Origin of the sequence: Agrobacterium albertimagni AOL15 (assembly GCF_000300855.1) — a bacterium.
GTDB lineage: Bacteria > Pseudomonadota > Alphaproteobacteria > Rhizobiales > Rhizobiaceae > Allorhizobium > Allorhizobium albertimagni.
In genome coordinates this window covers 294,945-320,950 of record NZ_ALJF01000003.1, presented here as the reverse complement: position 1 = coordinate 320,950, position 26,006 = coordinate 294,945, and the positions used below count along the sequence as shown (strand labels likewise).

Below are 26,006 nucleotides of genomic sequence, written 5' to 3'. Positions count from 1 at the left end.
GCGACCACCGAGTTTGCGACGGGCTCGCCGCACAATCCGCGTTTCGGCACCGTCACCAATCCGCATAACCCGCAACGCTGGACCGGTGGCTCCTCGACCGGATCCGGTTCCGCCCTTGCGGCTAGACTGATGCCCTTTGCACTCGGCACCGATACCGGCGGGTCGATCCGCGTTCCCTCGTGCTGGTGCGGCACAACAGGTTTAAAACCGAGCCGCGAGCGCGTGTCGCGCCAAGGGGTTGCCCCTCTTTCCTGGACTCTGGATCATGTCGGGCCCATGGCGCGGTCGGCCGAAGATCTGCTGCGCCTCCTGCCCTTCATGGTCGAGGTGGGTGGTGCCGAAATCTCGCACCAGGCCCAAGATGCACTGAAGAACCGTTCCGTCGAGGGGTTAAAGATCGGCATTCCGACCAACTGGTTCACCGAACTCGTCGATGAACGGGTCATCACCAACTGGCAAGCAGCCTTGCGGCAGTTGGAAGCGCTGGGCTGCCGGATCGTCCGGTTGCCGAGCCTCGACGTCGAACGGTTCCACACGGCCGGCTGGATCATTTTGCAAAGCGAGCTTGCGAGCCTGCATGCCGAGCGGCTCGATCGCTCTGAACTCTTCGATCCCGGTCTGCTGCACAGGCTCAGAAACGGGCTTGGCTTTTCCGCCCGCGAATATGGGGAAGCGTTGCGGCACCGCGCCGAGGCGCTCGATCATTTCCTCGCGGCCATGCAGGACATCGACCTCATGGTAACGCCCGGGCTCGGCGGTGAGGCGGGGCACCTCGATACGCTGACGGTCGATGTCAACGGAGAAAGTCACGCCTTTCAATCCATCATCTCGCGCAACACGATGATCTTCGATGAGACGGGTCTGCCAGCGCTGATGCTCCCCACCGGTCGCGGCCGCAGTGGATTGCCGACTGGCATGCAGATCGTCGGGCGTCCAGGCGACGACGTGCTTTGTCTGAGGCTCGGGCGTGCCTTCCAGGTTGCCACGCAGTTTCACGATATAATGCCGCCAGGGGAAGGGCTGTGATGATGGACGGTGTCGGCCATTGCGACCTGACGCGGCTAACGGCTGCCGAGGCGCTTCGCCTGATGGCCGATGGACGCCTGACAGCGCATGCGCTGGTTTCCGCCTCGCTCGAGCGCATCCATCGACGCGACGGAGACGTCAGGGCGTGGCTTGCGCTGAGCGAAACGGCGCTCGAACAGGCCGAGCGATGCGATGCGCTTCCCGTCGGGCAACGGGGCAGGCTGCATGGCTTGCCGATCGCGATCAAGGACGTGTTCGACACCGTCGATCTGCCGACCACGCATAACTCACCGCTCTACCAAGGATTTCGTCCGGCAGCCGATGCTGCGGTGGTTGGTCTCCTCCTGAGCGAAGGAGCAATCATCCTCGGCAAGACCGACACAACCGAATTCGCCGCTGCCGGACGCGATGCCGCAACCGGAAACCCCCATGATCTGTCGCGCACCCCGGGTGGCTCGTCTGCCGGATCTGCTGCTGCTGTCGCCGATTTTCATGTGCCGCTCGCTCTTGCCACACAGACCGGCGGATCGACGATCCGGCCGGCCTCCTTCTGCGGCATCGTCGGGTTCAAGCCGAGTTTCGGACGGGTGAGCAGGGAGGGAGCTAAGATCTATGCCCAAAGCTTCGATACGGTAGGCTGGTATGGGCGCTCCGTCGAGGATGTCGGCCTTCTCGCCGCCGTCCTTGGCCTTGACGAACCACGTGATGACCGACCTTTGCCGGCACAGCTCAGAGTAGGCGTCACCTCCGGCCCCTATGCCGATCGTCTGGCGCCCGAAAGCAGACTGGCGCTGGAGCTGTCGAAGGCCCGTCTGGAAAATGCCGGCCACAAGGTGGAGGTTCTCGAACTTCCGCTGGAGTTCTCCGAACTGGATCGTCATCACAGGGTTATCCTGCATCGTGAGGGGCAGGCGGCTTTCCGCAATCTCGCGCGTCGCCATGGGTCTCTTTTGCATGACGATTTCCATCACCGCGTCGAAAATCGCGACGGCTCGACGCTCTCTGATCTCGCGCGTGCCTATGATGCCATGGCACTCGGCCGGATTTCTTTCGATCACCTGATGCAGGACTTCGATGTCGTCATCGCTCCGAGCGCCCCCGGTTTTGCGCCGGTCGGCCGTCGTCCCGGCGATCCGGTGTTCAACGCATCCTGGACGCTGCTCGGCGTTCCTTGTCTCAATCTGCCCACGCCCCTTGATGCGCCTTCGCTGCCGATCGGCGTCACGCTGATTGCCGCCCGCTTCGACGATCGTTCCCTGCTCGAGAGTGCCCGCATCCTCGAAGCCGTCCTCAACCCGCAAGAAAGCAGCCGATACCGAAATGCCTGATCCTACCTTGAAGCAATCCCTCTCCTCCGGCGACTTTATCCTCGCACCCGGGATCTACGACATGATTTCGGCACTGATTGCAGATCGCATGGGCTTCAAGGCCCTTTATGTCACGGGCTACGGAACCGTGGCCTCGACGCTCGGGATACCCGATGCCGGGATCGCCACCTATCGCGATATGATCGAACGCGTCGCGCAGATGACGAAGCTGACGCAAACGCCTATCATCGCCGACGCCGATACGGGGTATGGGGGACTTCTTAATGTCCGCCACACGGTTCGCGGCTACGAGGATGCCGGCGTTTCGGCGATCCAGCTCGAGGACCAGGAATTTCCGAAGAAATGTGGGCACACACCCAATCGGCGCGTCGTCGCCATGGGGGATATGGTGAAGAAGATCGAGGTGGCAGTCGACAGCCGCCGCAGCGACGATTTCCTGATCATCGCCCGCACGGATGCCCGTACCAGCCTCGGCCTCGACGAGGCGATCCGGCGGGCGAAAGCCTATGCCGCGGCCGGGGCCGATATCCTCTTCGTCGAATCTCCCGAAAGCACTGACGAGGTGAAGGCGATTTCCGAGGCAATCGATCGCCCGCTGCTTGCCAACATGGTCAATGGCGGGCGCACGCCGCTGATGCCCGCGTCCGAGTTGCAGTCGCTCGGCTACCGGATCGCCATCTACCCGGCGCTTGGCTTCCTCGCCCACGGCCATGCGGTCCGTCATGCCTATCAGGACCTGCTCGAGCACGGGATCACCACGGACGGCGTCCCTCTCTATCCCTTCAAGGACTTCAACAGTCTTCTCGGCTTCGAAGATGTCTGGGCCTTTGAGAAGAAATTTGCGGAAACGGAGGAGTAAGCCATGAGTGATGCAGATCTCGCCGCCAATTATGCCAAGGCCTACGACAACCGCATCGGCTTCGGTAAGAAGCCGGCACTGGTGCTCGTCGATTTCGTGCAGGCTTACTTCGAGCCGGATAGCCCGCTTTATGCAGCGGTCGACGAGGCGCTGGCCAGCGCTCTGCGTGTACGGGCTGCGGCGCGGGAGAAAGGCATTCCCGTCATTCTCACAGGTGTAGTTTTGCATCCAAGCGGTCTCGATGGCGGCCGGTTCTTTCAAAAGGCCAAGCCGCTCGCCTGCTTTAAAGCCGGCAATCCACTTGGCGCCTGGCCGAAGGGGCTCGAGCCGTTTCCGGATGAATTCGTCATCAGCAAGCAGTATCCGAGCGCATTTTTCGGGACCTCTCTTGCGCCACTTCTGACGTCCATGGGTGTCGACAACGTCATTCTCACCGGGCTGACGACCAGCGGCTGTGTGCGTGCGAGTTGCGTGGATGCCATGTCGCACGGCTTCATCACGACGGTGGTGCGGGACGCCTGCGGAGATCGGCATTCGGCGCCGCATGAGGCAAACCTCTTCGACATGAACGCCAAATATGCCGACGTGGTCTCCGAGGCGGATATTCTTGGCTTTATAGCGTCGCTTTAAGTTCCGGCGATTTTCCAGGTCGATCACCCCCCCTCGGGCAGGATCAGTCAACCCAGGGCAGAGTGCCCCTCGGCAGACGGCGGGCGGCCGCCGTGGCGATGGCGGCGAGGATCAGGACCAGAAGCGTCGACAAGACCGCGACTGCTGCGGCAGCGGTGGAGTTGCCTTCGTATTGCAGGGCAAAGATCATCACCCCGATCGTCTCGTTGCCGGACGACCACAAGAGGGCCGAGAGTGTCAGCTCGTTGAGCGCCGTCATTACCACCAGGATCGCGCCGGCCGCGGCGGCTGGCAAAATACCAGGCAGGAAGATCGCCAGAATGCGGCGCAAAAGCCCGGCGCCGGTCACGCGAGCGGCCTCGTCGAGCGAAGGATCGGCTGACTGTGCCGCGGCAGCGACCGGTCGTAGGACAAGCGGCAGGAAACGCGCGAGGTAGGCGATAACGAGGATCATCATCGTCCCGTATATAGATACCCCGACGAGCGGCAGAGGCTTCAGGAAAGCGAGGATCATTCCAAGAGCGACGACTGTTCCGGGGACGACCCAGGGGGCTTCGATGACGATGTCCAGCAATCGCAGCACCGGGTTCTGCCGGCGGCTGGAGACAAAGGCCAGCGGCACGGCGACGAGCATCGAGATGGCAGCCGTGATCAAGGCGAGCCACAGCGAATTGGCAAAGGCGCGCCTCACTGTCTGATTGTCGAGGACGGCGCGGAACTGATCGAGGCTGATGGTATCGAGCCCGAATACAACGCCGATGGCCGGCAAGAGCGCGGTCATCGTGAGAGCTGCGAGGGGGACCAGAGATAGGATCAGCACAAGGATCCAGATCAGCATCTCGAGCACGGGTGCGCTGCGTCTCGCGACAAAGGGAGCGCCCGCCGGCAGTGGCACGGCGAGACGGGTTGCAACAACATTGCGCATGACGATCGCGATCGCTGCCATCGCGGCGAGCACGAGGGCCAGCGTCGCCACCTGTCCGGCCGCAGCCGGACCAAAGCCGTTGAGCCGCTGATAGATCAGCGTCGTCAGGACAGAAATGCGACCGGGAATGCCAAGCAGTGCCGGCACGCCGAAATTGCCGATCGCGGCGGTGAACGCGATCAGGCTGCCAGCCAGAACCGACGGCATGACGATCGGCAGCACGATTCCGGTTCCGATCCGCCGGGGCGGGATGCCGAGAATGCGCGCGGCCTCCACGAGGTCGGCCGGCAGCGCCCGCAAGGCGGCCCGCACCGCGATGAAGACGAGCGGCATATGCTCGATGCCCATGACCAGCGCAATTCCACCCACCGAATAGAGCGGATTTGTCGAGCCGGGCGCTGCGGCAAGGCCGAGCGGTTTCAGGATTGGTGACTGTGCGCCGAAGAGTTCGATCCAGGCGAGCGCCATGGTTTGCGAGGGCACGATGAGCGGCATGAGAATGAGGAAGGTCAGCGCCGCGCGGGTCCTGAGCTTGAGAAGGCTGACGGCAAAGGCGAGCGCCACGCCGATGAGCGTCGAGACGACGACGGACAAAAGGGCCGTCTGCAGCGTGCCAGAAAGTGCCCTCAGCGTCGAGCGGCTGGACAAGGTGGCAAGCATCAGCCCGAGCGGTGTGCCATCTTCGCCTGCCTGGAAGGCGCTCGAAAACAGTCTGGCGAGCGGCCAGAGCGTCGTTACGGCGACGTAGAGAACGAGAAGGGAGACGAGCAGATGCTCGCCTCCCCAAGCCGGCATAGCCTTACGGGTTTTGACCCAGGCGGTGTTGCGCATTGCTTGATCAGCCGCCGAAGAGCTCGGCGAACTTTTCCTTGTTCTCTGTGTCGGCCTTCAGCATGGCATCGCTGTCGGCAGGCAGGATCTTCAGCGTTGTCAGGGCCGGATAGCCTTCCGGCTGAGTGACGCCGGGCAGGATCGGGAAATAGCCCTGGGCAGTCGCCTGTTCCTGGGCGGTCTTGGACAGCTGCCAGGAAACGAAGGTCTTGGCAGCGTCCACTGCATCCGAGCCCTTCAGTACGGCAATCGGCTGCGTGATCGAGCTTACGCCTTCGGCCGGGAAGACGAAGTCGACGGGCGAGCCCTTCTTCTTGGCGTTCAGCGCCATGTATTCGATGATGATGCCATAGGCCTTCTCGCCGCGCGCGACGGCTTCGATGACCGTACCATTGCCCTGACCGGCGACAGCGCCGGCCTCTGCCAGCTTCTCATAATAGGCCCAGCCGAATTCCGGCTGCTGGGTCATGGTGCCGACATGGATGACGGCGGCACCCGAATAGAGTGGGCTCGGCATGATCAGGCTCTTCGCCGCATCGGCTTCGAGCAGATCGTTCCAGCTTGTCGGCGCCGTCTTCACGAGATCGGTGTTGTAGACGATGCCCGTGGTGATCACCTTGGTGCCGAAGAAAGTCTTGTCCGCATCGATGAAGGCCGGATCGATGCCTTCGACCGGGGCGTCGGTGAAGGCGAGCAGGCGATCGTCGTTCTTCAGCTGGGTCATCGCGACAGTGTCGGCGATCAGGACGACGTCGGCCGGGCTGTTGCCGGCGGCATATTCGGCCTGCAGCTTGGCCATGACTTCAGTGGTGCCGGAGCGGAAGAGCTCGACCTTGATCTCCGGATGGTCGGCGTTGAAAGCCTCGATGACCTGGGTCATCTGATCCTGCGGCTGCGAGGTATAGACGGTGATCGTGTCCTCGGCCTGTGCCGTGAAGGCGAGACCGGCAAGGATCGTGGTGGTGAGGAGCGTGCGGATGAACATGGAAACCTCATTGAATGGGCGGACGAGGCCCGGAAGCTGTCGAATGCCGGCCCTTGGGCGGCAGGAGTTGTCGCCTAGCGCAGTGAGATGACGGCCGGACGACAGGTCGATGATCTTCCCGTGACATCACTACCGCTCTGGTCGCTCCCGCCCTGTCCGATGACCCAGCCGTCGGTGATGACAAGTTCGACAGGTGTGCCCGGCGCGATCCGCTCATCGAGTGGCAGGCTCACGACGTCGCCGTCGATCTCGGTCGGCAGGCAATGGCTGAGAAAGCTGCCGTTCTGGAAAACCTGGCCGACGAGCTCGGTCTTCAGGTGCCCGCCCTCGTTGACGCGCTTGAGATCGGAGGCATGAAAGCAGAGCCAGCCATAACCGACGGGTGCATTTCCCGGCATATCGAGAAGGTGCTGGCCAAGCATCACCCGGGTCCGGCCGCCTTCCGACTTGATCACCCGGACCGGCAACGTCCGACCGCGCCCGATGAAGCGGGCGACCATAGGCGAGGCCGGCTTCCGGTAGAGCTCCTCAGGCGTTGCCAATTGCTCCAGCCGACCCTGATCCATCACAGCCACATGGGTTGCGACCGCCATGGCCTCGTCCTGGTCGTGGGTGACGAAGACGAAGGTGGAGCCTGTCAGGCTGTGAATGCGCCGGAATTCGGCAAGCATCGCCTCGCGCAGATGCGCATCGAGATTGGCGAGTGGTTCGTCGAGAAGGATCATATTGGGGCGGGTCGCAAGCGAACGGGCCAGGGCAACGCGCTGACGCTGACCGCCCGACAGTTCGTGCGGGCGTCGGTCGCCGAGCCCGGCGAGGCCGACGACCTTCAGCACCTCCTCGATCCGCGCTGAGCGTTCCCGTGGCTTCAACCCGCCGACCTTCAGGCCGAATTCTATGTTGCCGCGAACGGTCATCGTCGGCCACAGCGCGTAGGACTGGAAAACCATGCCGATCCCACGCCTTTCCGGAGGAAGGAAGACGCCATCCCCGGCTACGATCTGATCGTCGAAACGAATTTCGCCCCCGTCAGGCTCTTCGAGCCCCGCGATCAGGCGCAGGAGGGTGGTCTTGCCGGAGCCCGAGGGGCCGAGCAAGGCGAGGAATGCGCCATCGGGGATTGTGAGCGAAACACCGTCAACAGCTTGAAAGTCGTCGAAACGCTTGGTGATGGCGGCAAGGGCGAGGCGCGGCAAGGCTTGGGTCTCCCGGGTTTCCCTCGTCCCTTGCCATGCTCAGATGACGTTTGCATGAAGCCAGCTCCGCAGCATCGCCGAACTGTGCGGTCACTCTAAGTAACTCGATAAGTTTCGAGGTGTGTCCCGTGGAGATCTTCCTGCAGAGGCCAAACGCGATGGAGAGGCTGGGAACCCGGGCTGAAGGCGCACTTGTCCTTGAGCCGTTCGTATGGACTAGTTGCTCAGAATACGAAGCTTTTCCGGCTTCACGATCTCGATGCTGCGGGCATTGCGAAGCTTGACGATCCCCATGTCGCGCAGTTTCGAAATCGTGCGCGAAACCGTTTCGATGGTCAGGCCAAGGTAGTCGCCGATATCGATCCGGCTCATGGGCAGGTCGATCACATCCGTGCCACCCTGGCGATCGGCCAGATCGACCAGGAAAACGGCAATTTTCTCGAGTGAACTCTGACGGCCGACGACCAGCAGGTGCTCTTGAGCGCGAACCATGGCCTTCAAGGCAACGCCTACCAGACGGTCGTTGAGGTGGCCACCCGCTGCGCGTTCGACACTGGTCAGGCCCGTGTTCACCATGGCCTCCGCATAGAAACTGTGGGTCTCGTTGATCTCGAAACCGAAGGTTTCGCCGACGAGATGAAAGGCGACGATCTGCCTGCGACCATCGGCAAGGAGACGGTAAATGCGCACTGCGCCGTATTCTATCTGGTAGAGCGATCGCGTGCGCTCGCCCTGTGCGTAAATCACGCAATCCGGCGCATGGAAGGTTACCGGCCTGATATGCGCCTGGCACCGTGCACGTGGCGATGTGGAAAGACGCGAATTGAGCGTGATGGAAGCGGCGGTTTGCATCGGCATGTTCCCTCTGGTTGAAGGGATCATGTTGGATCGGGGGCTTCGCCGCTATTGAGTTCTTCCACTACGGGTTCTTACGTAGGGTCGATACTGCGTTGGCAATGTCGGGCCCGTTGAGGGGTTTCGACAGCACGCAGATGTCTTGCCTGTTCCCCCCGCCGTAGTCCCTGTCGTCCTCCGCCAGGACGACGAGCTTTATGCCGCGGTCGGCCAGACTGAGGCCGGCCGTCAGATCGGCAGGCGGCAGGCAGGTGTCGAGGATGACGCATTCCGCCCGACTGATCGCCTCCGTTGCCATGGTCCAGTCGTTGAACTGTTCCACCGGCTGGCCATGCGTGTTGAGCGCAAAGCTGATCGACCGCAGCAAAGCCGGGTCTTTGACAACAGCAACAATTGCAGACAGCGTGGACAATGGGATCCCAGAAGCTCGGTCGTGATCTTTCACCAAGCTTGCAGATCGCATCTTGGCCGACGCGCCACCTTGTCATGGATCAAGCGTATTGTCGGATTGCGCGGGGATTCGGCTAGATGCTGACGGTCAGTGACATGCGCACCAGTTCGGGCAGGCTGCGCGCCCTCATCTTCGTCATGACATTTGCGCGATGGACTTCGACGGTTCGCGGGCTGATGTCGAGATTGAACGCGATGGCCTTGTTTGGCTGGCCGGCGACGACGGCCGCCAGAATTTGCCGCTCGCGTTCGCTCAGGCTGCCAATGCGCGAACGGATGTCATCGACGCTGAGCGTGCCCGCCGACGAGTCCGCCAGCCTCTCGGCCGCGCGTCGCACCGCTTCGATGATGACGGCCTCTTCAAACGGCTTCTCGATAAAGTCCACGGCACCCGCCTTCATCGCTTCGACGGCCATGGGAATATCCCCATGCCCCGTGACGATGATCGAGGGTATCGGGGGCGATATGCTCGAGATTTTGCGCACCAGATCGAGGCCGCTCATGTCCGGCATGCGCATGTCGGTGACCAGCACGGCGTTGCGAAGGCTCGGGGCGATTTCCGAAAAGGCGGTTGCGGACACGTGAAGCCTCACGCCGAAACCGTTCACCGTGAGCATGAAGCCCAGCGATTTGCGAAGTGCCTCTTCGTCGTCAACGATATGGACGGTGAAGTCATCAGGCTGCATTCTGGTCCTCGTCGTGCTGGATAAGGGTGAAACAGAAGGAGGCACCGCCAAGCTCACTCTTGGAAACGGTCATCTCGCCGCCATGGGCCTCGACGATGCGCCTGGAAATCGACAACCCGATCCCCATGCCTCCTGCCTTTGTCGTCGTGAACGGCTTGAAGATATCCTGGGCGACTTCCGGAGAAATTCCAGGACCGGAATCCTCGACCGTCACCGTCAAAAGTCCCATCTTGTCGGAACAGACGCTGACGCGGATTTCCTTTTTCTCGGTATGCTTCATCGCCTCGATCGCATTGCGCATGAGGTTGGTCAGCACCTGCTGGATTTGGATTCGGTCGACGAAGACCTGGTCGTTGTCCGAGGTGAAATCGAACACGGTGCGCACGCCCTTTTCCCGCGAGCCGACAAGAGCGAGCGCTCCGGCCTCTTCGACGAGTTGACGCAGGCTCTCCGTGCGCTTTTCCGTCTCGCCTTTGGTGACGAACTCGCGCAGGTGTCGAATGATCTGCCCGGCGCGAATGCTCTGCTCGCCCGCTTCCAGCAATGCGTCACGAACCTGGATGTCGCGATCGCCAACCGCGTTCTGCAGCAGGCGCGCGCAGCCATGTACGTAGTTGGCGATGGCCGACAATGGCTGGTTCAACTCGTGCGCCAGCGTCGACGCCATCTCTCCCATTTCGTTCAATCGGCCGAGCCTTGCGAGCTCGGACTGGATCTCCTGCAGGCGGGCAGCGGATTCTTCTCGCTCCGTGAGGTCGCGGACGAACCCAGTGAAGAAGCGCTTCCCGCCACGTTTGATCTCGCCAACCGCGAGCTTCATCGGAAAGGTAGAGCCATCCTTACGCTGGCCGACCACGACGCGGTCGACGCCGATGATCCTCTTTTCGCCCGTCGCCATGTAGCGACGCATGTAGCCGTCATGGTCGACGCGGTAGGGCTGAGGCATCAGCAGCTTCAGGTTCTGACCGATGGCTTCGGTTTCGGAATAGCCGAACTGGCGGACGGCGGCGGAGTTGAACGAGATGATGATTCCGTTTTCGTCACTGACGATGGTGGCATCAAGAACCGTGTCGAGGATGGACCCCATCCGGGCCTCGCGATCATCCAGCGCTTCCCGGAGCTCTGCCAGGGTCTCCCGATCCTGGTCTCTTCGTTTGGCAAACCAGACGATCAACGCTGCCAGGACGGCAAGTGCGACTGCTTGGGCAAGGACGATTTCCGAGCCGGATGACTGGACGTTGAGAAACCAAAGGGCGAGGCCGAAGACCGCCGCGAGCAAAGCCGGACCCGCACCCCCGATCAGCGCTGTGGCGATGACTGGGATCGGCACGAGCAGGGAGAGCGCTTGCGAAGCGGCGCCGCCCATGAGGAAGAGCGGCACGCCGACGATCGCGACCGTTCCCAGAACCGCAACGACATAACCCCAGGAATTGGGGAGCAATCGTCTTTCATTTCGTTGCGTGTTGGCCATTTCGCCCCTGATTTCACACCCAATCGGCCAAAACAATGCAGACGGTGCATTGATCCGCGCCGATTTCGCTCGATTCGACATACCTACATGGGAAGCTAGCCCTTGTGTCCGATTGATAGAAGTCAAAAAGCTCCGAGGGGGAGTTTGTCTCCACAGATGGTCTGTTTCTTCGGCAATAGATCGCCTGTTCTGCCACGCCGGCTGAGGGGCAACCGGCCTCGCTTGACTTCCGTGTCCGAGCCGGCCATCTTTGGATTATGTTGATAGAACGCTTCCATAACATCCGCACACGGATGTGCCTCATCGCAGGCATCTGACCCCCGGCCCAATCGCGTCGCGATAAGGTCGTGGGGCATGGGTAGCGTCCCCGCCAGGGGACAATGGGCTACGAAGCGACACTCAATCCCAGTTTTTGTTTCAGAGCGGTGCGCCGGATGCGCGACCGCGCGTCTTGTACAGGAGGCCCGAGCATGGCTCTCGAAAAGAAACGGCAGCGCAAGCCGGCAATCGTTCTCACCCGTACCGATCATGAAAGGCTCTACCGCCTCGCAGAGGCCCATGCCGGTCGGAATCCCGATGTTTCCGAGGAGCTTCTCATCGAGCTCGACCGTGCACGTATCGTTCAGGACGCCAAGATCGGCGCCAATGTCGCACGCATGGGATCCAGGATCCGCTTCACCAGCGATCTCGGGGAAGATCGCAGCGTCACGCTGGTTTTCCCGGGTGAAGCGGATATTGCGGCGAACAAGATCTCCATCCTGACACCGATCGGTGCCGCGCTGATTGGTCTTTCGACTGGCCAATCCATCGATTGGGTGGCACGGGACGGGCGTTTGCACCACCTTCATGTCGAAGAGGTCGCATCCCCTGAAGTGGTCGATCCGGCATGATGTTGTCCGCATTTTCCCGCCTCGCGATCCGGGGAGGTTGTCTCATCGCAGGATAGCCTCCCCTGCGCGATGGTCGCGCAGTGGTATCTCCCGCTCATGTCGATGGACGCGCTGGCGACAGCGCGATGGAGAACTGCGAAATGTCGAACGACACTTACATTCTGACTACAAAGGATTTCACCATACTCGAGGCCATGTGCGACAACTGGCAGGGCCGAAATGATCGGCTCGTTGCGCTTTGCCGGCACAAGATCCAAAAGGCCATCGTCGTGTTCCGCGACGATCTCCCGGGAGATGTCGCCAGCTTGAACAGCCGTGTGCGCTTTCGCGTCCGAGGCGGCGAAAGCGATATCCGCGTGATCTCGACCGGCCAGGCAACTGGCCCGGTCGGCCTGTTTCTGCCCATCACGACACTGCGTGGCCTTGCTCTGCTCGGGCTTCGCGAAGGCCAGAAGATCGCGTTTGAAAATACGAATGGTGTCGCTGAGACCATGTTGCTGGAAGCCGTGGAGTACCAGCCCGAGGCATCGCGGCGGGAACGGCAGATGATCGGTCAGGAGGCGGGCACGAGCCCACTGAGACCGCACTTGCGTCTCGTGTCGGGCGGCATGGATGGACGCCACGGCCAGCTGACCGGTGCGTCGGACGGTTTCGACGATCCGGGTCCTTCAGCGGCCTGACACCCATTCCACCACTCTCTCGGGCGCGAGCTCTTATCCGGGCACGCGTCCGACCTGAAAGAACTGAACATGCAGAAAATCAAGCAGTTTCAACATTCCGATTTCATCCAGGGGCTCATCTGGATGGCCCTCGGCATGATCTCCTTCGTCGGTATGTCCGTCGGATCGCGAGAGCTTGCCAGCACGCTGTCGATCGAACAGGTGCTTTTCTTTCGCGCGCTGATCGGCCTTTGTGTCATCGTCGCCTTCGGCCGGATGCTGCTGCCGGAACTGCGTCACGCGAAGCTCTTCAAACTGCATCTTGCGCGTAACCTCGTGCATTTCATGGCCCAGTATCTCTGGACGATCGGCGTCGTCATGCTGCCACTCGCTTCCGTGTTCGCGCTGGAATTCACCATGCCGATCTGGGTTGCCCTGTTTGCCTTCTTGTTTCTGCGCGAGAAGATGACGAGGCCAAGGATCTTCGCAACGATCAGCGGCTTCATCGGCGTGCTTGTCATCATCCGTCCCGGTATCGCGATGGTCGACCCGGCTGCAGGTCTCGTGCTGATTGCCGCCGCCGGTTACGGGCTCTCTCTGATTTTCGTCAAAAGACTGACGCGCGACGTCTCACCGGCTGCGATCGTGGTCTGGATGATCGTCATCCAGCTGCCACTCGGCCTCGTGGCCTCGCTGACCGACTGGCGGCCAGTGCATGCGGCCGATATTCCCTGGATGATGGTTGCCGGTCTCGGCGCTCTCTGTGCCCATTACTGCCAGGCGCAAGCCCTGAAGCGCCTCGATGCGTCCGTTGCCATGCCGATTGATTTCCTGCGCGTGCCGATGGCCGCCGTCGTCGGTTCTTATGCCTATGGCGAGGCGATCGACCTTTGGGTTTTCCTTGGCGGTGCCATCATCGTGCTGGCCAATTATCGGACCGTGATGACGGAACGGCGCGTTTTGAGACCGGATCCCCAATCTCGATCGGAGAAGGGTGCTTGATCGGCAGTCAGGATTGCCGGTCGTTCGGCGGTCGAGAGGCGGAGGATCAGCGCCTGTATCGATGACATTCTGTGCTTTCGTTGCCACTCAGCCAGCGACGTCGGCGGCCAGTTCCAGCACACGCCTCGCCTGTTTGAGATGCGGCGCGTCGATCATGCGGCCGCGGTAGCTCAGCGCGCCCATGCCAGGACTTGCCGCAAACGCGTCGACGATGGCCTGCGCCTCGGTTAATTCCTCCGGGGTTGGCGTGAATGCCTGGTTGATCACGGGAACCTGCGCGGGATGGATCGCCATAATGCCGTTGAAGCCGTCAAAGCGGGCGCGTCGCGCATAGGCGGCAAGCCCATCCGGATCGGCAAGTGCCGGGTAGACGGTCTCGATCGCGGCCACGCTGGCCGCGTGAGCGCCGAACAAGGTCAGAGAGCGGGCGAGTTCGTAAGGGGCGGTGTAGCGGCCTGTCCCGTCGCGTGCGCCCAGCGCCCCGATGGCGGCTGGCAGGTCTTCCGCACCCCATGTGAGGCCCAGAAGATGATGTCGTACGGATTCATAGGAGCCCAGCTGGAAGATCGCAGCCGGGGTCTCGGTGGCGATCGGCAGGATGGGGATGCCGGGCGCTTTTGCGCTCAGGGCTTGCACACTTGGAGCCCCCTCCGCCTTCGGAAGCACCAGCCCGTCCGGCGGCACTTGGAGGATTGCGGCGAGATCGTCGTCCAGAAGGCCGCTGTCGAGCGGGTTGACGCGGACGAGTAGCGGGATCCTGCCTTTGGCCTGACGCAAGAAGTTGGCGGCCGCCAGCCGGGCCGCAGGCTTGGCATCTGGTGTGACGGAATCTTCGAGGTCGAGGATCAGCGCATCGGCGCCGTAGCGGAGCGCCTTCTCCATGCGGTCAGGCCTGTCACCGGGGACAAACAGGAGAGAGCGCAGCCTCATTGCGGCCTCCGCGAGACAAGTGCGGAGCGGAGGCACTGGCAGACCAGTTCGTTGCGTTGGTTGAAGAGCTCATGCCGAAAGGTGACGATGCCGGCGGTTGGGCGTGATTGGCTCTCCCTGAGGTCAGCAATTTCGGTTTCGGCCCGCATCGTGTCGCCGAGGAAGACCGCCTTCGGCATGACGACCTTGTCGTAGCCCAGGTTGGCGACCAGCGTGCCGAGCGTGGTGTCGCCGACCGACAGGCCGACCATCAGCGAGAAGGTGAAGGTGCCGTTGACGAGGATCTGGCCGAATTCACTTGCCTTTGCCGCTTCGACATCAAGATGCAGGGGCTGCGGATTGTGGGTCATCAGCGTGAACATCAGATTGTCCGTCTCGGTCACCGTACGCCGGAGCTCGTGGACGATCCTGTCGCCTATTGTCCAATCGTCGAAATAGCGTCCGGCCATCAACCTTCTCCCTCGATCCTGACCAGCAAGCTGCCCTCGACCACCTGACTGCCCTGGCTCGCCCTCAGCTCCGCCACCTGGCCATCGAAGGGGGCGTGGAGCACCTGCTCCATTTTCATGGCTTCGAGGACGATCAGCGGCTGGCCGCGGCGGACCGTGTCTCCTTCTGCAACGGAGACGGCAATCACGATGCCCGGCATTGGCGCCATGATCGCGCCATCACCGGCGCCAGTACCATGGCCGCTCTGTCCCGCCCGTGGCAGCCCGATCTCCCAGGCTTCGCCATTAAGGAAGACGACCCCGTTATTGCTTCGGACGGTCGACGGCACATCCTGCATCCGAACCAGATAGGGCTTGTTTCCAACCTCGACGGCAACCTGCCGGTCGCATTCGGCGTTGAGACGAAATCCTGTCAGGGCGGTCCAGACATCGGATGTTTTCCGCGGCAACAGTGCGGCTGCGGCAGCCTGCAAGACCTGTTCATCCGGTTCACCTGATGCCACAAGGTCTTCGGTATGTCGCTCGATGAAGCCGGTATCGACGGCGCCAGACAGAAAATCGGGATAGCGGAGCGTGCGGACGAGGAAGCCGGCATTGCTATGCACCGGCCAGACCTCGACCTTCCTCACGCCATCGCAAAGTTCGCGGATCGCCTCTTGCCGGCTGGCGCTGTGGCTGATGAGTTTGGCCAGCATCGGGTCGTAATGCGGGGTGACCTCGTCGCCCTCTTCGACGCCACTGTCGATCCGCAGTGTCTCCGGCAGTCGCAGATGGTCGAGCCGGCCGATCGACGGCAGGAAACCGTTTGCTGGGTTCTCCGCGTAAAGCCGGGCTTCCATGGCCCAGCCAGTGATGGAAAGCTGATCCTGATTCAATGGCAGAGGCTCGCCCGAGGCGACGCGCAATTGCCACTCGACCAGATCCTGTCCGGTGATCGCCTCGGTCACGGGATGCTCCACCTGCAGCCGTGTGTTCATTTCCATGAACCAGATGCGGTTAGCACGCAGGCCCTCGGAGGCGTCGGCGATGAACTCGATCGTACCTGCGCCCACATAATCGACCGCGCGGGCCGCCTTGACGGCCGCCTGGCAGACCGCATCCCGGGTCACGGCATCCATGCCGGGCGCCGGTGCCTCCTCGATCACCTTCTGGTGGCGGCGTTGCAGCGAGCAGTCGCGTTCGAAGAGATGCACGACATTGCCTTTGGTATCGCCGAACACCTGCACTTCGATATGACGCGGCGAAAGGATGTATTTCTCGATCAGCACGCGGTCATCGCCGAAGGATGACGCAGCCTCGCGTCGGCAACTGGCCAGGGCGGTGAGGAAATTCTCGGAGCGTTCAACGCGCCGCATGCCCTTGCCACCGCCGCCGGCCACCGCCTTGATCAGCACCGGATAGCCAATCGCATCGGCCTCGCGTTGCAGTCGTTCCGGGCTCTGGTCCTCCCCGAGATAACCGGGGGTTACCGGCACGCCGGCTGCGATCATCCGTTGTTTGGCGGCATCTTTCAGGCCCATGGCCCTGATGGCCGCCGCAGGTGCCCCGACCCAGACGAGACCTACTGCGATCACGGCTTCGGCAAATTCGGCATTTTCCGACAGGAAACCGTAACCCGGGTGGATCGCCTGAGCGCCGCTCTTGCTGGCGGCCTCCAGGATGCGGTCCTGGCGCAGGTAGCTGTCGCGTGCCGGCGCCGGACCGATCGGTAGCGCCTCGTCGGCCTCGCGCACGAAGGCCATCCCGGCATCCACATCCGAATGGACCGCGATCGTTCGGATGCCGAGCCGTTTTGCCGTGCGAATGATACGCCGTGCGATTTCTCCACGATTGGCAATCAACAGACTGTCGATCATCTTCGCCTCACATCCGGAAAATGCCGAACTGCGCCCGCTCGGGGATCGGGGCGTTCAGCGTTGCGGAAAAGGCTAGGCCGAGCACGTCGCGGGTCTGGGCCGGGTCGATGATGCCGTCGTCCCACATCCTGGCCGTTGCGTGATAGGGGTTGCCTTCGTCCTCGTATTTCTGCCGGATCGGCGCCTTGAAGGCCTCGGCCTCCTCAGGCGTCCAGCTTTCGGCGTCGCGGTGGACGGTCGCCAGCACGGACGCAGCCTGTTCGCCCCCCATGACGGAGATGCGGGCATTCGGCCAGGAAAACAGGAAGCGCGGCTGAAAGGCGCGACCGCACATGCCGTAATTGCCGGCCCCGAAACTGCCGCCGATCAGCACGGTGATCTTCGGCACCTGCGCGCAGGAGACTGCGGTCACCAGCTTGGCGCCATGTTTGGCGATGCCGTCGGCCTCGTATTTCCCGCCGACCATGAAACCGGAAATGTTCTGCAGGAAGAGCAGCGGAATGCGTCGCTGGCAGGCGAGTTCGATGAAATGGGCGCCCTTCAGCGCGCTTTCGGAAAACAGGACCCCGTTGTTGGCGAGGATGGCGATCGGAATGCCCCAGAGATGGGCGAAGCCGCAGACAAGCGTACTTCCGTAGAGCGGCTTGAACTCCTGCAGTTCGGAACCATCGACGAGACGGGCGATCACCTCGCGCACGTCATAGGGTGTGCGCAGGTCCTGCGGGATCACGCCGTAGAGTTCACTCGGGTCGAACAGGGGAGGGCGCGGCTTGGTCAGCTCGATGTCCACCGTCTTTGGTCGGTTCAATGTCGCAACGATGTCGCGCACGATCAGTAGCGCGTGTTCGTCGTTTTCCGCCAAATGGTCGACAAGGCCGGATTTGCGGCCATGCACATCGGCGCCACCCAGATCTTCGGCCGAGATCACCTCGCCGGTTGCGGCTTTGACCAGCGGCGGGCCGGCGAGGAAGATGGTGCCCTGATTGTGGACGATCACCGTTTCATCGGACATGGCAGGCACATAGGCGCCGCCCGCCGTGCAGCTTCCCATGACGCAGGCGATCTGCGGAATACCGGCGGCAGACATCTGCGCCTGATTGTAGAAGATCCGGCCGAAATGATCGCGGTCGGGGAAGACCTCGGCCTGGTGCGGCAGGTTGGCGCCGCCGGAATCCACCAGATAGATGCAGGGCAGGCGATTTTCCCAAGCGATCTCCTGGGCTCTCAGATGCTTCTTGACCGTCATCGGAAAATAGGCGCCGCCCTTCACTGTCGGATCATGGGCGATGATCATGCATTCGCGACCGGAGACCCGCCCGATGCCGGCAATCATCCCGGCGCCCGGGGCCTCGTCGCCATACATGCCACCGGCGGCCAGTTGCCCGATCTCGAGGAAAGGAGAGCCGGGGTCGAGGAGCCGCAATACGCGGTCGCGGGGCAGAAGCTTGCCGCGCGCCACATGCCGTTGGCGATGGCTTTCAGCCCCGCCCAATGCGGCGGTGGCCACCTTCGACTTCAGTTTTTCGGCAAGCGCGGCGTTGCGGGCCGCATTGGCTTTGAAGCCTTCGCTGTTGCGGTCGAGCATGGTCGAGAGTATCGGCATCAGCTCATCCCCTCTGCACCGATGACCTCGCGGCCGATCAGCATGCGGCGTACCTCGTTGGTGCCTGCGCCGATATCGAGAAGCTTTGCGTCACGCCAGTAGCGCTCAACGGGCCAGTCTTTGGTGTAACCGGCACCGCCCAGGGCCTGGATCGCCTGTTCGGCCACTTTCACCGCGTTCTCAGACGCATAGAGGATTGCGCCGGCCGCATCCTGGCGCGTTGTCTGGCCGGCATCGCAGGCACGCGCCACGGCATAGACATAGGCGCGGGCGGAGTTCAGCGCCACGACCATGTCGGCGATCTTGGCCTGCATCAGTTGGAAGCTTCCGATCGGTCGGCCAAACTGCCGGCGCTCCCTGACATAAGGCAGGACGACGTCGAGGCAGGCCTGCATGATGCCGAGCTGGATCCCGGACAGCACCACCCGCTCGTAGTCGAGGCCGGACATCAGCACCTTCACCCCGCCGTTGAGCGGGCCCATGACGTTTTCCTGAGGAACGAAGCAGTCCTGGAAAACGAGTTCGGCCGTGGGCGAGCCGCGCATTCCAACCTTGTCGATCTTCTGACCGATCGAGAAGCCGGGGAAATCCTTTTCGATGAGAAAGGCCGTGATGCCCTTCGATCCAGCCTCCGGCTCGGTCTTGGCATAGACCACGAGCGTCTGCGCATAGGGTGCATTTGTGATCCAGAACTTCGTGCCGCTCAGGCGGAAGCCGCCCTCGACCCTGTCGGCGCGCAGCCGCATGGAGACGACGTCGGATCCGGCGCCGGCTTCGGACATGGCGAGACTGCCGACATGGTCTCCAGACATCAGGCCGGGCAGATACTTCGCCTTTTGCGCGCTCGAACCCCAGCGCGCGATCTGGTTGATGCACAGATTGGAATGGGCGCCGTAGGACAGGCCGACCGAGGCTGAGGCCCGACTGATTTCCTCGCAGGCGACAACATGGTCGAGATAGCCGAGGCCGAGACCGCCATCCTCTTCAGCGACCCTGATGCCATGCAGTCCGAGGTCGCCCATGGCCGGCCAGAGTTCAACCGGGAAACGATCATGCTTATCGATGTCCGCAGCGATCGGGGCGATGCGCTCGCGGGCGAAGCGCGCCGTCGTGTCGCGGATCATGTCCGCCGTTTCGCCAAGCCTGAAGTCCAATTCGGTCATGGGGCTTCCTCTGCGATTTCAGATCATGCGAACCGGAAGGCCGGTCAAATATGCAATGCATGGCCCAGCGCCTTGAGCGCAGCTTCCTGCAGAGCTTCGCCGCGTGTGGGATGGGCATGGATGGTGGCAGCGATATCCTCCAGCCGCGCGCCCATTTCGATGGCGATGGCAAAGGTCGAGGCAAATTCCGAGACGCCCGCGCCGACCGCTTGCAGGCCCAGCACGGCATGCGTATCCGCACGCGCCACGACACGCACGAAGCCGTCTTCATCTTCCACGGTCATCGCCCTTCCATTGGCGGTGAAGGGGAACTGGCCGATTCTCACATCAAAGCCGTGGCTGCGCGCCTCCTCCGGCAAAAGACCGGCGCTGACGATTTCGGGATCGGTGAAGCAGATGGCGGGGATGCAGCGCTTGTCCCAGGCGCGCTTGCGCCCGGCGACAATCTCGGCGACCATCTCGCCCTGCGCCATGGCGCGATGGGCGAGCATCGGTTCACCGGTCACGTCGCCGATTGCGTAGACCCCGCGCATGGATGTGTGGCAGCGGTCATCGACCTGCAGGAACGAGCCGATCCGGTCGAGATCGAGTTCTTCGAGGCCCGAACCCGTGGTGCGCGGCCGCCGCCCGACGGCGACCAGAATGCGATCTGCCGGCAGTTCGCGCCGTCCCTCTGCGGTCTCGACGACCAGCGCCTCGCCCGTGTCGAAAAGGCCGACGGCTCGCGCATCCGTCAGCACCTTGATGCCGCGTTCGCTCAACCTTCGCAGAACCGGTTTGACCAGATCGGCGTCGTAGAGCGGCAGGATCTGCGATGTCGCCTCGACCACGGTGACTTCAGATCCCATGCGAGCGAAAGCGGTTCCGAGTTCGAGCCCAATATAGCCGCCGCCGACGACAACGAGTTGCTTGGGCAGTTCCGTCAGGGACAGGGCCTCGGTGGAGGAAATGACCTTGCCGCCGAAAGGTAGGGTCGGAAGCTCGACGGTATCGGAGCCCGTGGCGATGACCACGGTCTCCGTCCGGATGACCTGCAGGCCGGTCTCTGTCTCAACCTCCACCGTCTTGCCGTCGCGGAAGTGCGCGTGGCCGTGAACGATCTTCACCCGCGCCTTCTGCAAGAGGTTGGAGACGCCGCCGGTCAGCCGGCCGACGATGGCGTCCTTCCAGGCCATGGTTTTGGAGAGATCGATCGAGGCGCCCTCGACGCGGATGCCAAGCGCGTTCTCCCCGGAGGACAGCGCGCGGGCCTTGTCGAAAGTCTCGGCCGCATGAATGAGCGCCTTGGACGGGATGCAGCCGATCGTAAGGCAGGTGCCGCCAGGACGGCCCTGTTCCACAATGACGGTATCGATGCCGAGCTGGCCGGCCTTGATGGCGCAGACATAGCCACCCGGGCCAGCACCGATGATGAGAAGTTTGCAGGAAATCTCTTTCATGGCTCAGCCTTCGATAAAGATCAGTGCCGGGGTCTCCATCAGCACCCGCAGGCGCTGGACGAAGGTGGCGGCGTTCCAGCCATCGACGATGCGGTGATCGAAGCTGGAGGAGAGGTTCATCATCTTGCGCGGTACAAATTGCACGCCGTCCCAGACGGGCCGGGTGGCGATCTTGTTGACGCCGACGATGGCGACTTCCGGGTGGTTGATGACGGGGGTCGAGACGATGCCGCCAAGCGCGCCCAGTGAGGAAATGGTGATGGTCGAGCCGGTGAGTTCGTCGCGGGTCGCCGTGCCGGCACGGGTGGCTTCGGCGAGCCTGTTCATTTCGGTCGCGCAATCCCAGATGCCGCGTGCCTCGGCATGTTTGACCACCGGCACCGCAAGGCCGCTCGCGGTCTGCGTGGCGATGCCGATATGCACCGCGCCGAAACGGGTGAGCATGCCGGCGTCGTCGTCGAAGGTCGCGTTGACATCCGGCTGCTCGACGACCGCCTTGACCATGGCGCGCATCAGGAAGGGCAGGAGCGTCAGCTTCGGCTGGTCGGGCCGGCGTTCGGCATTCATCTTGGCGCGCAGTTCTTCGAGCGCTGTGACGTCCACTTCCTCCACGTATGTGATATGGGGAATACGTGAGGTGGAGACGAACATCTTCTCGGCGATCCGGCGCCGCAGACCGGTCAGCTTGATCTCCTCACGCGCGGTCTTCTTGGCAAAACCGGAGATCGCGGGTGCTGGATCGGCACCGCGGGCAAGATACTGCTCGACATCCTCGCGCAGGATGCGTCCGGCCGGTCCGCTTCCGCGCAGCAGGCGCAGGTCGATGCCGTTCTCGCGGGCCAGCAGGCGGACCGAGGGTGCGGCGAGCGGCTTGTCGAATTCGGGCGAGGGTTGCCGGGCCGGAGGTGCGGTTGGTGCTGCCGGCGGGGCCGCCTTGGCCGGCATGCGCGGCGGTTCGGCTGTCGTGATCTCCTGCGGCGGGGGCGTCGGAATATCTGACGTCTCCGGTGCCGCCGGCTCGTCGCCCGTGGCGTCCGTCGCGATCCGTATGAGGGGTGCCTTGACCGCGATCGTGTCTCCCACGTCGCCGGCGAGCCAGACCACAGTGCCGCTGACAGGTGTGGGGATTTCCACGGTTGCCTTGTCGGTCATCACGGCGGCTACCATCATGTCTTCGCGCACGGGATCGCCTATTTTCACCATCCATTCGACAAGCTCAGCCTCGGCCACGCCTTCGCCGACATCGGGCATCTTGATCGTGAACTCGCCCATGGCTCAGGCCTCCATGACGTCGATGAGCGCACGGCCGACCCTGCCGGGGCCGGGGAAGTAGTCCCATTCCTGCGCATGCGGATAGGGCGTGTCCCAACCGGCGACGCGCATGACCGGCGCTTCCAGATGGTAGAAGCAATGCTCCTGCACCAGCGCGACGATCTCGCCGCCGAAACCGGAGGTCAGTGTCGCCTCATGCACCACGACGCAGCGACCTGTCTTCGCAACCGACTTGACGATCGTATCGAGATCCAACGGCATCAGGCTTCGAAGATCGATGACCTCGGCATCAACTCCGGTATCTTCGACCGCCGCAAGCGCCACATGCACCATTGTCCCATAGGTGATCACGGTGACAGCAGAACCCTCGCGGCGGATGTCCGCCTTGCCGATCGGGATCGTGTAGTAGCCTTCCGGCACTTCTCCCAGTTCATGGCGGGACCAGGGCGTCACCGGCCGGTCGTGATGGCCGTCGAAAGGGCCGTTATAGAGGCGCTTGGGCTCCAGAAAGATGACGGGGTCAGGATCCGCGATTGCTGCAGTGAGAAGGCCTTTCGCGTCGTAAGGATTGGATGGAACAACCACTTTCAGACCGCAGACATGGGTGAACAGGGCTTCCGGGCTCTGGCTGTGGGTCTGTCCGCCGAAAATGCCGCCGCCGGTCGGCATGCGCACGACGATCGGGCAGGTGAAGTCGCCATTCGACCGATAGCGGATGCGGGCGGCTTCCTGGGTCAGCTGGTCATAGGCCGGGTACATGTAGTCTGCGAACTGGATTTCGACGCAGGGCTTCAAGCCGTAGGCGGCCATGCCGATCGCGGCTCCCACGATGCCGGATTCGTTGATCGGCGTGTCGAAGCAGCGGGTCTTTCCATATTTTGCCTGGAGCCCCTGGGTGCAGCGGAACACGCCGCCGAAATAACCGACGTCCTCGCCGAACACGACCACGTCGTCGTCGCGCTCCATGGAGACATCCATGGCGCTGCGGACCGCTTCGATCATCGTCATTCTGGCCATGTCAGTATCCTGCCTGCTGGCGCTGGCGGCGCAGATGCGGTGGCATTTCGGCATAGACGCCTTCAAAAATGTCCCGCACCGATGGCTTGCCACCGGCATGCAGCGTGCCGTGTTCTTCCGCCTTGCGCTGGGCCGTGATCACCTCGTCCATGATTTCGGCTTCGGCCTGCACATGCCGTTCCTCCGACCAGGCGCCGCGGACGATCAGATGCTTCTTCAATCGCAAAACCGGATCGCCGAGTGGCCAGGCTTCGGATTCGGTTTTCGGCCGGTAGGCGCTTGGATCGTCGGAGGTCGAATGGGCGCCGACACGGTAGGTCACGTATTCGACAAGGGTCGGGCCCAGATTGCGCCGTGCCCGTTCGGCGGCCCAGCAGGCGACCGCATAGACCGCGAGATAGTCGTTTCCGTCGACCCGAAGCGCCGGGATGCCAAAGCCCAGACCGCGCGCGGCAAAGGTGCCCGAACCACCTCGGGCTATGCCCTGAAAGGTGGAGATCGCCCACTGATTGTTGACGACATTGAGGACCACGGGTGCGCGATAGGTCGAGGCGAAAACCAGGGCCGAGTGAAAATCCGACTCGGCTGTCGATCCGTCGCCGATCCAGGCGGCGGCAATGCGGCTGTCGTTCTTGATCGCCGATGCCATGGCCCAGCCCACAGCCTGGACATATTGGGTGGCGAGATTGCCGGAAATGGTGAAAAAGCCATGCTCCTTCGAGGAATACATGATCGGCAATTGCCGCCCGCGCAGAGGATCTGCCTCGTTCGAGAAGATCTGGTTCATCATCTCGACCATCGGATAGTCGTCCGCGATCAAGAGCCCGGCTTGCCGATAGGTCGGGAAGTTCATGTCTCCCTTCTGCAGCGCCTTGCGAAAAGCGCAGCTGACCGCTTCTTCGCCGAGATGCTGCATGTAGAAGGAGGTCTTGCCCTGGCGCTGCGCCATCAGCATGCGGGCGTCGAAGGCCCTGAGCGTCATCATGTGGCGCAGGCCGGTGCGCAGCTCGTCGTCCGTCAGCAGGCCAGCCCAAGGGCCAACCGCCTCGCCATCACGGTTCAAGACTCGGATGATCGAATAGGCAAGGTCGCGGATGTCTTCTGCGGCCGCATCGACCGGCGGCCGGGGCACCGCAGCTGCCTTGGCAATCTTGACGTTCGAAAAGTCTGGTTCTCCGCCCGGCCGAACGGCGGGTTCGGGGACGTGCAGGCTCAGGTGAGCGGGTTCCACCATCGATTTCCTCCCGTGAAGACTGCTTCTCTCCCCAGAAGCGTGTCAATCAAGAGGGATGGTATGCGTCTTGCGAGTGGCAAGCCATGACAAAAATGCCTCGAATTTTTTGGCCAGTTTTACCATAGCCGCAATGAGGGGACGTGCTTCCGCTAAGCGAGTTGAACGGATCTTGCGCTCTTGCGGAATGCCTCGGGGCTTTCGCCCATCCATTTCTTGAAGGCGCGGTAAAAGGCGCTAGGCTCCGAATAACCAAGACGGGCGGCAATGTCGCTGACGGTCTGTGGCGTGTTGATCAGCATGTCGCGTGCGAGGTCGCGGCGGATGTCATCCTTGATGCCAGCATAGCTTTGACCTTCGTCGTGCAATCGATGGCGAAGCGTCGAAGACGACATGCGCATCTCTCGGGCGAGGTCTGCAAAACTGCCCCAATCGGCCGGCCCTTTCTGGCCCAACCGACGCCGGACTGCCGCTGCCGTGCCTGCGTCGTATCGATATCGGATCAGGATATTGGCCGGTGCTCCCCTTAGGAATTGCCGCAAGGCCTGCTCGTTGCGGGAGATCGGCAAATCGAGCAGCGACGCATCGAAGCCAAGGCGGCTCACCGGTTGTGAAAAGCGGATGGGAGCGCCGAAGAAAAGCCGGTGCTCGGCGCTCAACTCCGGTTCGCTGCAGCGGAAATCGACGAGGCGAATGGGTATGCGGCGCCCCACCAGCCAGCAGGTCAATCCATGCAGAATGATCCAGTAGCTGCGATAGGCGAAGGCGGAGCGGGGTTTGCCGGTGTCGCAAAGCTCGATCACCGCCGTTCCGTCACGGACGAGGAGCCGCCCTGTCGGTTCGCCCAGGACGACGTTCAAGAACCGGAGCGCCCGCCGCAGCGCGCGGTCGAGCGTCAGCGCATGCATGACGCAGTGGCACAGAAGCGTGAAGCTGCCTCGCGGCATGGGCCTCTCGCCGAGGCCGAAACACTCGTCATTCAGTTCCTCGGCAATCGCCAGCCACAAGCGGCCGAAGGTCTGGGTCGAGACCGGCTTGTCGACGACAGCTGGAAGGCCGAGCCGAGACAGGAGCGGTTCGGTCGGCCGCCCGGCACGTCTGAGGCTGTCGAGCGCCTCCTCTACGAAGCCGGTCGAGATCATGTGTCGTTCCATGTCGGCCATGACTGCTGTCGGATCCTCCCGAAGTGGCAAAAGTGGCCGCGATAATGGATCTATTTCGTCATCGGTTGCAACACTGAAACGCGATAGAGT

24 protein-coding genes are annotated in these 26,006 nt (G+C 62.5%); 7 read left to right on the top strand and 17 right to left on the bottom strand.

Annotated features, from left to right (window positions below; all coding sequences use genetic code 11):
• From QWE_RS04725 to QWE_RS04710, 4 genes are all read left to right on the top strand, one after another.
• A partial coding sequence (locus QWE_RS04725) for an amidase (RefSeq protein ID WP_006724946.1) occupies positions 1–1,026 on the top strand: 1,026 nt, incomplete at its 5' end.
• Complete coding sequence (locus QWE_RS04720) at positions 1,026–2,354, top strand: amidase (protein ID WP_006724945.1); 1,329 nt, start codon at positions 1,026–1,028, stop codon at positions 2,352–2,354. The genes QWE_RS04725 and QWE_RS04720, both read left to right, overlap by 1 nt.
• Positions 2,347–3,213, top strand: a complete 867-nt coding sequence (locus tag QWE_RS04715; RefSeq protein ID WP_006724944.1) for an isocitrate lyase/PEP mutase family protein — start codon at positions 2,347–2,349, stop codon at positions 3,211–3,213. The genes QWE_RS04720 and QWE_RS04715 overlap by 8 nt, the downstream gene beginning before the upstream one ends.
• Before the next feature lie 3 nt (positions 3,214–3,216).
• Positions 3,217–3,843, top strand: a complete 627-nt coding sequence (locus QWE_RS04710; protein WP_006724943.1) for an isochorismatase family protein — start codon at positions 3,217–3,219, stop codon at positions 3,841–3,843.
• 43 nt (positions 3,844–3,886) lie between these two features.
• Here QWE_RS04710 and QWE_RS04705 read toward each other — a convergent pair whose 3' ends face one another.
• The 7 genes from QWE_RS04705 to QWE_RS04675 form a co-directional block, all read right to left on the bottom strand.
• Positions 3,887–5,599 (bottom strand): ABC transporter permease, encoded by a 1,713-nt coding sequence (locus tag QWE_RS04705; RefSeq protein WP_006724942.1) that lies wholly within the window; start codon positions 5,597–5,599, stop codon positions 3,887–3,889.
• A 7-nt stretch (positions 5,600–5,606) separates the two neighbouring features.
• Positions 5,607–6,584, bottom strand: coding sequence for an ABC transporter substrate-binding protein (locus tag QWE_RS04700; RefSeq protein WP_006724941.1), 978 nt, complete (start codon positions 6,582–6,584; stop codon positions 5,607–5,609).
• 74 nt (positions 6,585–6,658) lie between these two features.
• A complete protein-coding gene (locus QWE_RS04695; RefSeq protein ID WP_006724940.1) occupies positions 6,659–7,780 on the bottom strand; it encodes an ABC transporter ATP-binding protein in 1,122 nt (373 codons plus the stop codon).
• Positions 7,781–7,996: 216 nt separating this feature from the next.
• Positions 7,997–8,638: a helix-turn-helix domain-containing protein gene (locus QWE_RS04690; RefSeq protein WP_040299459.1), complete on the bottom strand. Its 642-nt coding sequence runs from the start codon at positions 8,636–8,638 to the stop codon at positions 7,997–7,999.
• Between the two features lie 61 nt (positions 8,639–8,699).
• Positions 8,700–9,002, bottom strand: a complete 303-nt coding sequence (locus tag QWE_RS04685) for a hypothetical protein (protein ID WP_006724938.1) — start codon at positions 9,000–9,002, stop codon at positions 8,700–8,702.
• 157 nt (positions 9,003–9,159) lie between these two features.
• Positions 9,160–9,771: a response regulator FixJ gene (fixJ, locus tag QWE_RS04680; protein WP_006724937.1), complete on the bottom strand. Its 612-nt coding sequence runs from the start codon at positions 9,769–9,771 to the stop codon at positions 9,160–9,162.
• Entirely contained in the window at positions 9,761–11,242 is a 1,482-nt protein-coding gene (locus QWE_RS04675) for a PAS domain-containing sensor histidine kinase (protein ID WP_100220843.1), read from the bottom strand. Before QWE_RS04675 ends, fixJ begins: the two co-directional genes overlap by 11 nt.
• Positions 11,243–11,712: 470 nt before the next feature.
• Between QWE_RS04675 and rnk the strand changes: the two genes are divergently transcribed.
• The 3 genes from rnk (at position 11,713) to QWE_RS04660 (ending at position 13,793) form a co-directional block, all read left to right on the top strand.
• On the top strand, positions 11,713–12,132 hold the full coding sequence (rnk, locus tag QWE_RS04670) for a nucleoside diphosphate kinase regulator (protein WP_006724935.1): 420 nt from the start codon (positions 11,713–11,715) through the stop codon (positions 12,130–12,132).
• A 140-nt stretch (positions 12,133–12,272) separates the two neighbouring features.
• Positions 12,273–12,812, top strand: coding sequence for a GreA/GreB family elongation factor (locus QWE_RS04665; RefSeq protein ID WP_006724934.1), 540 nt, complete (start codon positions 12,273–12,275; stop codon positions 12,810–12,812).
• A gap of 69 nt (positions 12,813–12,881) precedes the next feature.
• Entirely contained in the window at positions 12,882–13,793 is a 912-nt protein-coding gene (locus QWE_RS04660) for a DMT family transporter (RefSeq protein ID WP_006724933.1), read from the top strand.
• 87 nt (positions 13,794–13,880) lie between these two features.
• Here the strand turns inward: QWE_RS04660 and QWE_RS04655 are convergent, their stop codons facing one another.
• From QWE_RS04655 to QWE_RS04610, 10 genes are all read right to left on the bottom strand, one after another.
• Positions 13,881–14,723: an HpcH/HpaI aldolase/citrate lyase family protein gene (locus QWE_RS04655; protein WP_040299456.1), complete on the bottom strand. Its 843-nt coding sequence runs from the start codon at positions 14,721–14,723 to the stop codon at positions 13,881–13,883.
• The gene (locus QWE_RS04650; protein WP_006724931.1) at positions 14,720–15,172 is read right to left on the bottom strand and encodes a MaoC family dehydratase; all 453 of its coding nucleotides are present in this window, start codon (positions 15,170–15,172) and stop codon (positions 14,720–14,722) included. The genes QWE_RS04655 and QWE_RS04650 overlap by 4 nt, the downstream gene beginning before the upstream one ends.
• Entirely contained in the window at positions 15,172–17,028 is a 1,857-nt protein-coding gene (locus QWE_RS04645) for an acetyl/propionyl/methylcrotonyl-CoA carboxylase subunit alpha (RefSeq protein WP_006724930.1), read from the bottom strand. The genes QWE_RS04650 and QWE_RS04645 overlap by 1 nt, the downstream gene beginning before the upstream one ends.
• A gap of 7 nt (positions 17,029–17,035) precedes the next feature.
• Positions 17,036–18,631 (bottom strand): carboxyl transferase domain-containing protein, encoded by a 1,596-nt coding sequence (locus tag QWE_RS04640; protein ID WP_006724929.1) that lies wholly within the window; start codon positions 18,629–18,631, stop codon positions 17,036–17,038.
• Positions 18,631–19,794 carry an isovaleryl-CoA dehydrogenase gene (locus QWE_RS04635; RefSeq protein ID WP_006724928.1) on the bottom strand — a complete coding sequence of 388 codons (1,164 nt, stop codon included), beginning with the start codon at positions 19,792–19,794 and terminating at the stop codon, positions 18,631–18,633. Before QWE_RS04635 ends, QWE_RS04640 begins: the two co-directional genes overlap by 1 nt.
• A 44-nt stretch (positions 19,795–19,838) precedes the next feature.
• Complete coding sequence (lpdA, locus tag QWE_RS04630; protein WP_006724927.1) at positions 19,839–21,233, bottom strand: dihydrolipoyl dehydrogenase; 1,395 nt, start codon at positions 21,231–21,233, stop codon at positions 19,839–19,841.
• 3 nt (positions 21,234–21,236) lie between these two features.
• The gene (locus tag QWE_RS04625) at positions 21,237–22,505 is read right to left on the bottom strand and encodes a dihydrolipoamide acetyltransferase family protein (protein WP_006724926.1); all 1,269 of its coding nucleotides are present in this window, start codon (positions 22,503–22,505) and stop codon (positions 21,237–21,239) included.
• Positions 22,506–22,508: 3 nt separating this feature from the next.
• Positions 22,509–23,522, bottom strand: a complete 1,014-nt coding sequence (locus QWE_RS04620; protein WP_006724925.1) for an alpha-ketoacid dehydrogenase subunit beta — start codon at positions 23,520–23,522, stop codon at positions 22,509–22,511.
• 1 nt (position 23,523) lies between these two features.
• Positions 23,524–24,756 (bottom strand): thiamine pyrophosphate-dependent enzyme, encoded by a 1,233-nt coding sequence (locus QWE_RS04615; RefSeq protein ID WP_006724924.1) that lies wholly within the window; start codon positions 24,754–24,756, stop codon positions 23,524–23,526.
• 149 nt (positions 24,757–24,905) lie between these two features.
• Complete coding sequence (locus QWE_RS04610) at positions 24,906–25,916, bottom strand: AraC family transcriptional regulator (protein ID WP_006724923.1); 1,011 nt, start codon at positions 25,914–25,916, stop codon at positions 24,906–24,908.
• Positions 25,917–26,006 lie beyond the last annotated feature (90 nt).

What these genes read in the sequence shown, in the direction of transcription:
- QWE_RS04720 (WP_006724945.1), top strand. Translation starts at nt 1,026, where the DNA reads ATGATGGACGGTGTCGGCCATTGCGACCTGACGCGGCTAACGGCTGCC.
- QWE_RS04715 (WP_006724944.1), top strand. Translation starts at nt 2,347, where the DNA reads ATGCCTGATCCTACCTTGAAGCAATCCCTCTCCTCCGGCGACTTTATC.
- QWE_RS04710 (WP_006724943.1), top strand. Translation starts at nt 3,217, where the DNA reads ATGAGTGATGCAGATCTCGCCGCCAATTATGCCAAGGCCTACGACAAC.
- QWE_RS04705 (WP_006724942.1), bottom strand. Translation starts at nt 5,599, where the DNA reads ATGCGCAACACCGCCTGGGTCAAAACCCGTAAGGCTATGCCGGCTTGG.
- QWE_RS04700 (WP_006724941.1), bottom strand. Translation starts at nt 6,584, where the DNA reads ATGTTCATCCGCACGCTCCTCACCACCACGATCCTTGCCGGTCTCGCC.
- QWE_RS04690 (WP_040299459.1), bottom strand. Translation starts at nt 8,638, where the DNA reads ATGCCGATGCAAACCGCCGCTTCCATCACGCTCAATTCGCGTCTTTCC.
- fixJ (WP_006724937.1), bottom strand. Translation starts at nt 9,771, where the DNA reads ATGCAGCCTGATGACTTCACCGTCCATATCGTTGACGACGAAGAGGCA.
- QWE_RS04675 (WP_100220843.1), bottom strand. Translation starts at nt 11,242, where the DNA reads ATGGCCAACACGCAACGAAATGAAAGACGATTGCTCCCCAATTCCTGG.
- rnk (WP_006724935.1), top strand. Translation starts at nt 11,713, where the DNA reads ATGGCTCTCGAAAAGAAACGGCAGCGCAAGCCGGCAATCGTTCTCACC.
- QWE_RS04665 (WP_006724934.1), top strand. Translation starts at nt 12,273, where the DNA reads ATGTCGAACGACACTTACATTCTGACTACAAAGGATTTCACCATACTC.
- QWE_RS04660 (WP_006724933.1), top strand. Translation starts at nt 12,882, where the DNA reads ATGCAGAAAATCAAGCAGTTTCAACATTCCGATTTCATCCAGGGGCTC.
- QWE_RS04655 (WP_040299456.1), bottom strand. Translation starts at nt 14,723, where the DNA reads ATGAGGCTGCGCTCTCTCCTGTTTGTCCCCGGTGACAGGCCTGACCGC.
- QWE_RS04650 (WP_006724931.1), bottom strand. Translation starts at nt 15,172, where the DNA reads ATGGCCGGACGCTATTTCGACGATTGGACAATAGGCGACAGGATCGTC.
- QWE_RS04645 (WP_006724930.1), bottom strand. Translation starts at nt 17,028, where the DNA reads ATGATCGACAGTCTGTTGATTGCCAATCGTGGAGAAATCGCACGGCGT.
- QWE_RS04640 (WP_006724929.1), bottom strand. Translation starts at nt 18,631, where the DNA reads ATGCCGATACTCTCGACCATGCTCGACCGCAACAGCGAAGGCTTCAAA.
- QWE_RS04635 (WP_006724928.1), bottom strand. Translation starts at nt 19,794, where the DNA reads ATGACCGAATTGGACTTCAGGCTTGGCGAAACGGCGGACATGATCCGC.
- lpdA (WP_006724927.1), bottom strand. Translation starts at nt 21,233, where the DNA reads ATGAAAGAGATTTCCTGCAAACTTCTCATCATCGGTGCTGGCCCGGGT.
- QWE_RS04625 (WP_006724926.1), bottom strand. Translation starts at nt 22,505, where the DNA reads ATGGGCGAGTTCACGATCAAGATGCCCGATGTCGGCGAAGGCGTGGCC.
- QWE_RS04620 (WP_006724925.1), bottom strand. Translation starts at nt 23,522, where the DNA reads ATGGCCAGAATGACGATGATCGAAGCGGTCCGCAGCGCCATGGATGTC.
- QWE_RS04615 (WP_006724924.1), bottom strand. Translation starts at nt 24,756, where the DNA reads ATGGTGGAACCCGCTCACCTGAGCCTGCACGTCCCCGAACCCGCCGTT.
- QWE_RS04610 (WP_006724923.1), bottom strand. Translation starts at nt 25,916, where the DNA reads ATGGCCGACATGGAACGACACATGATCTCGACCGGCTTCGTAGAGGAG.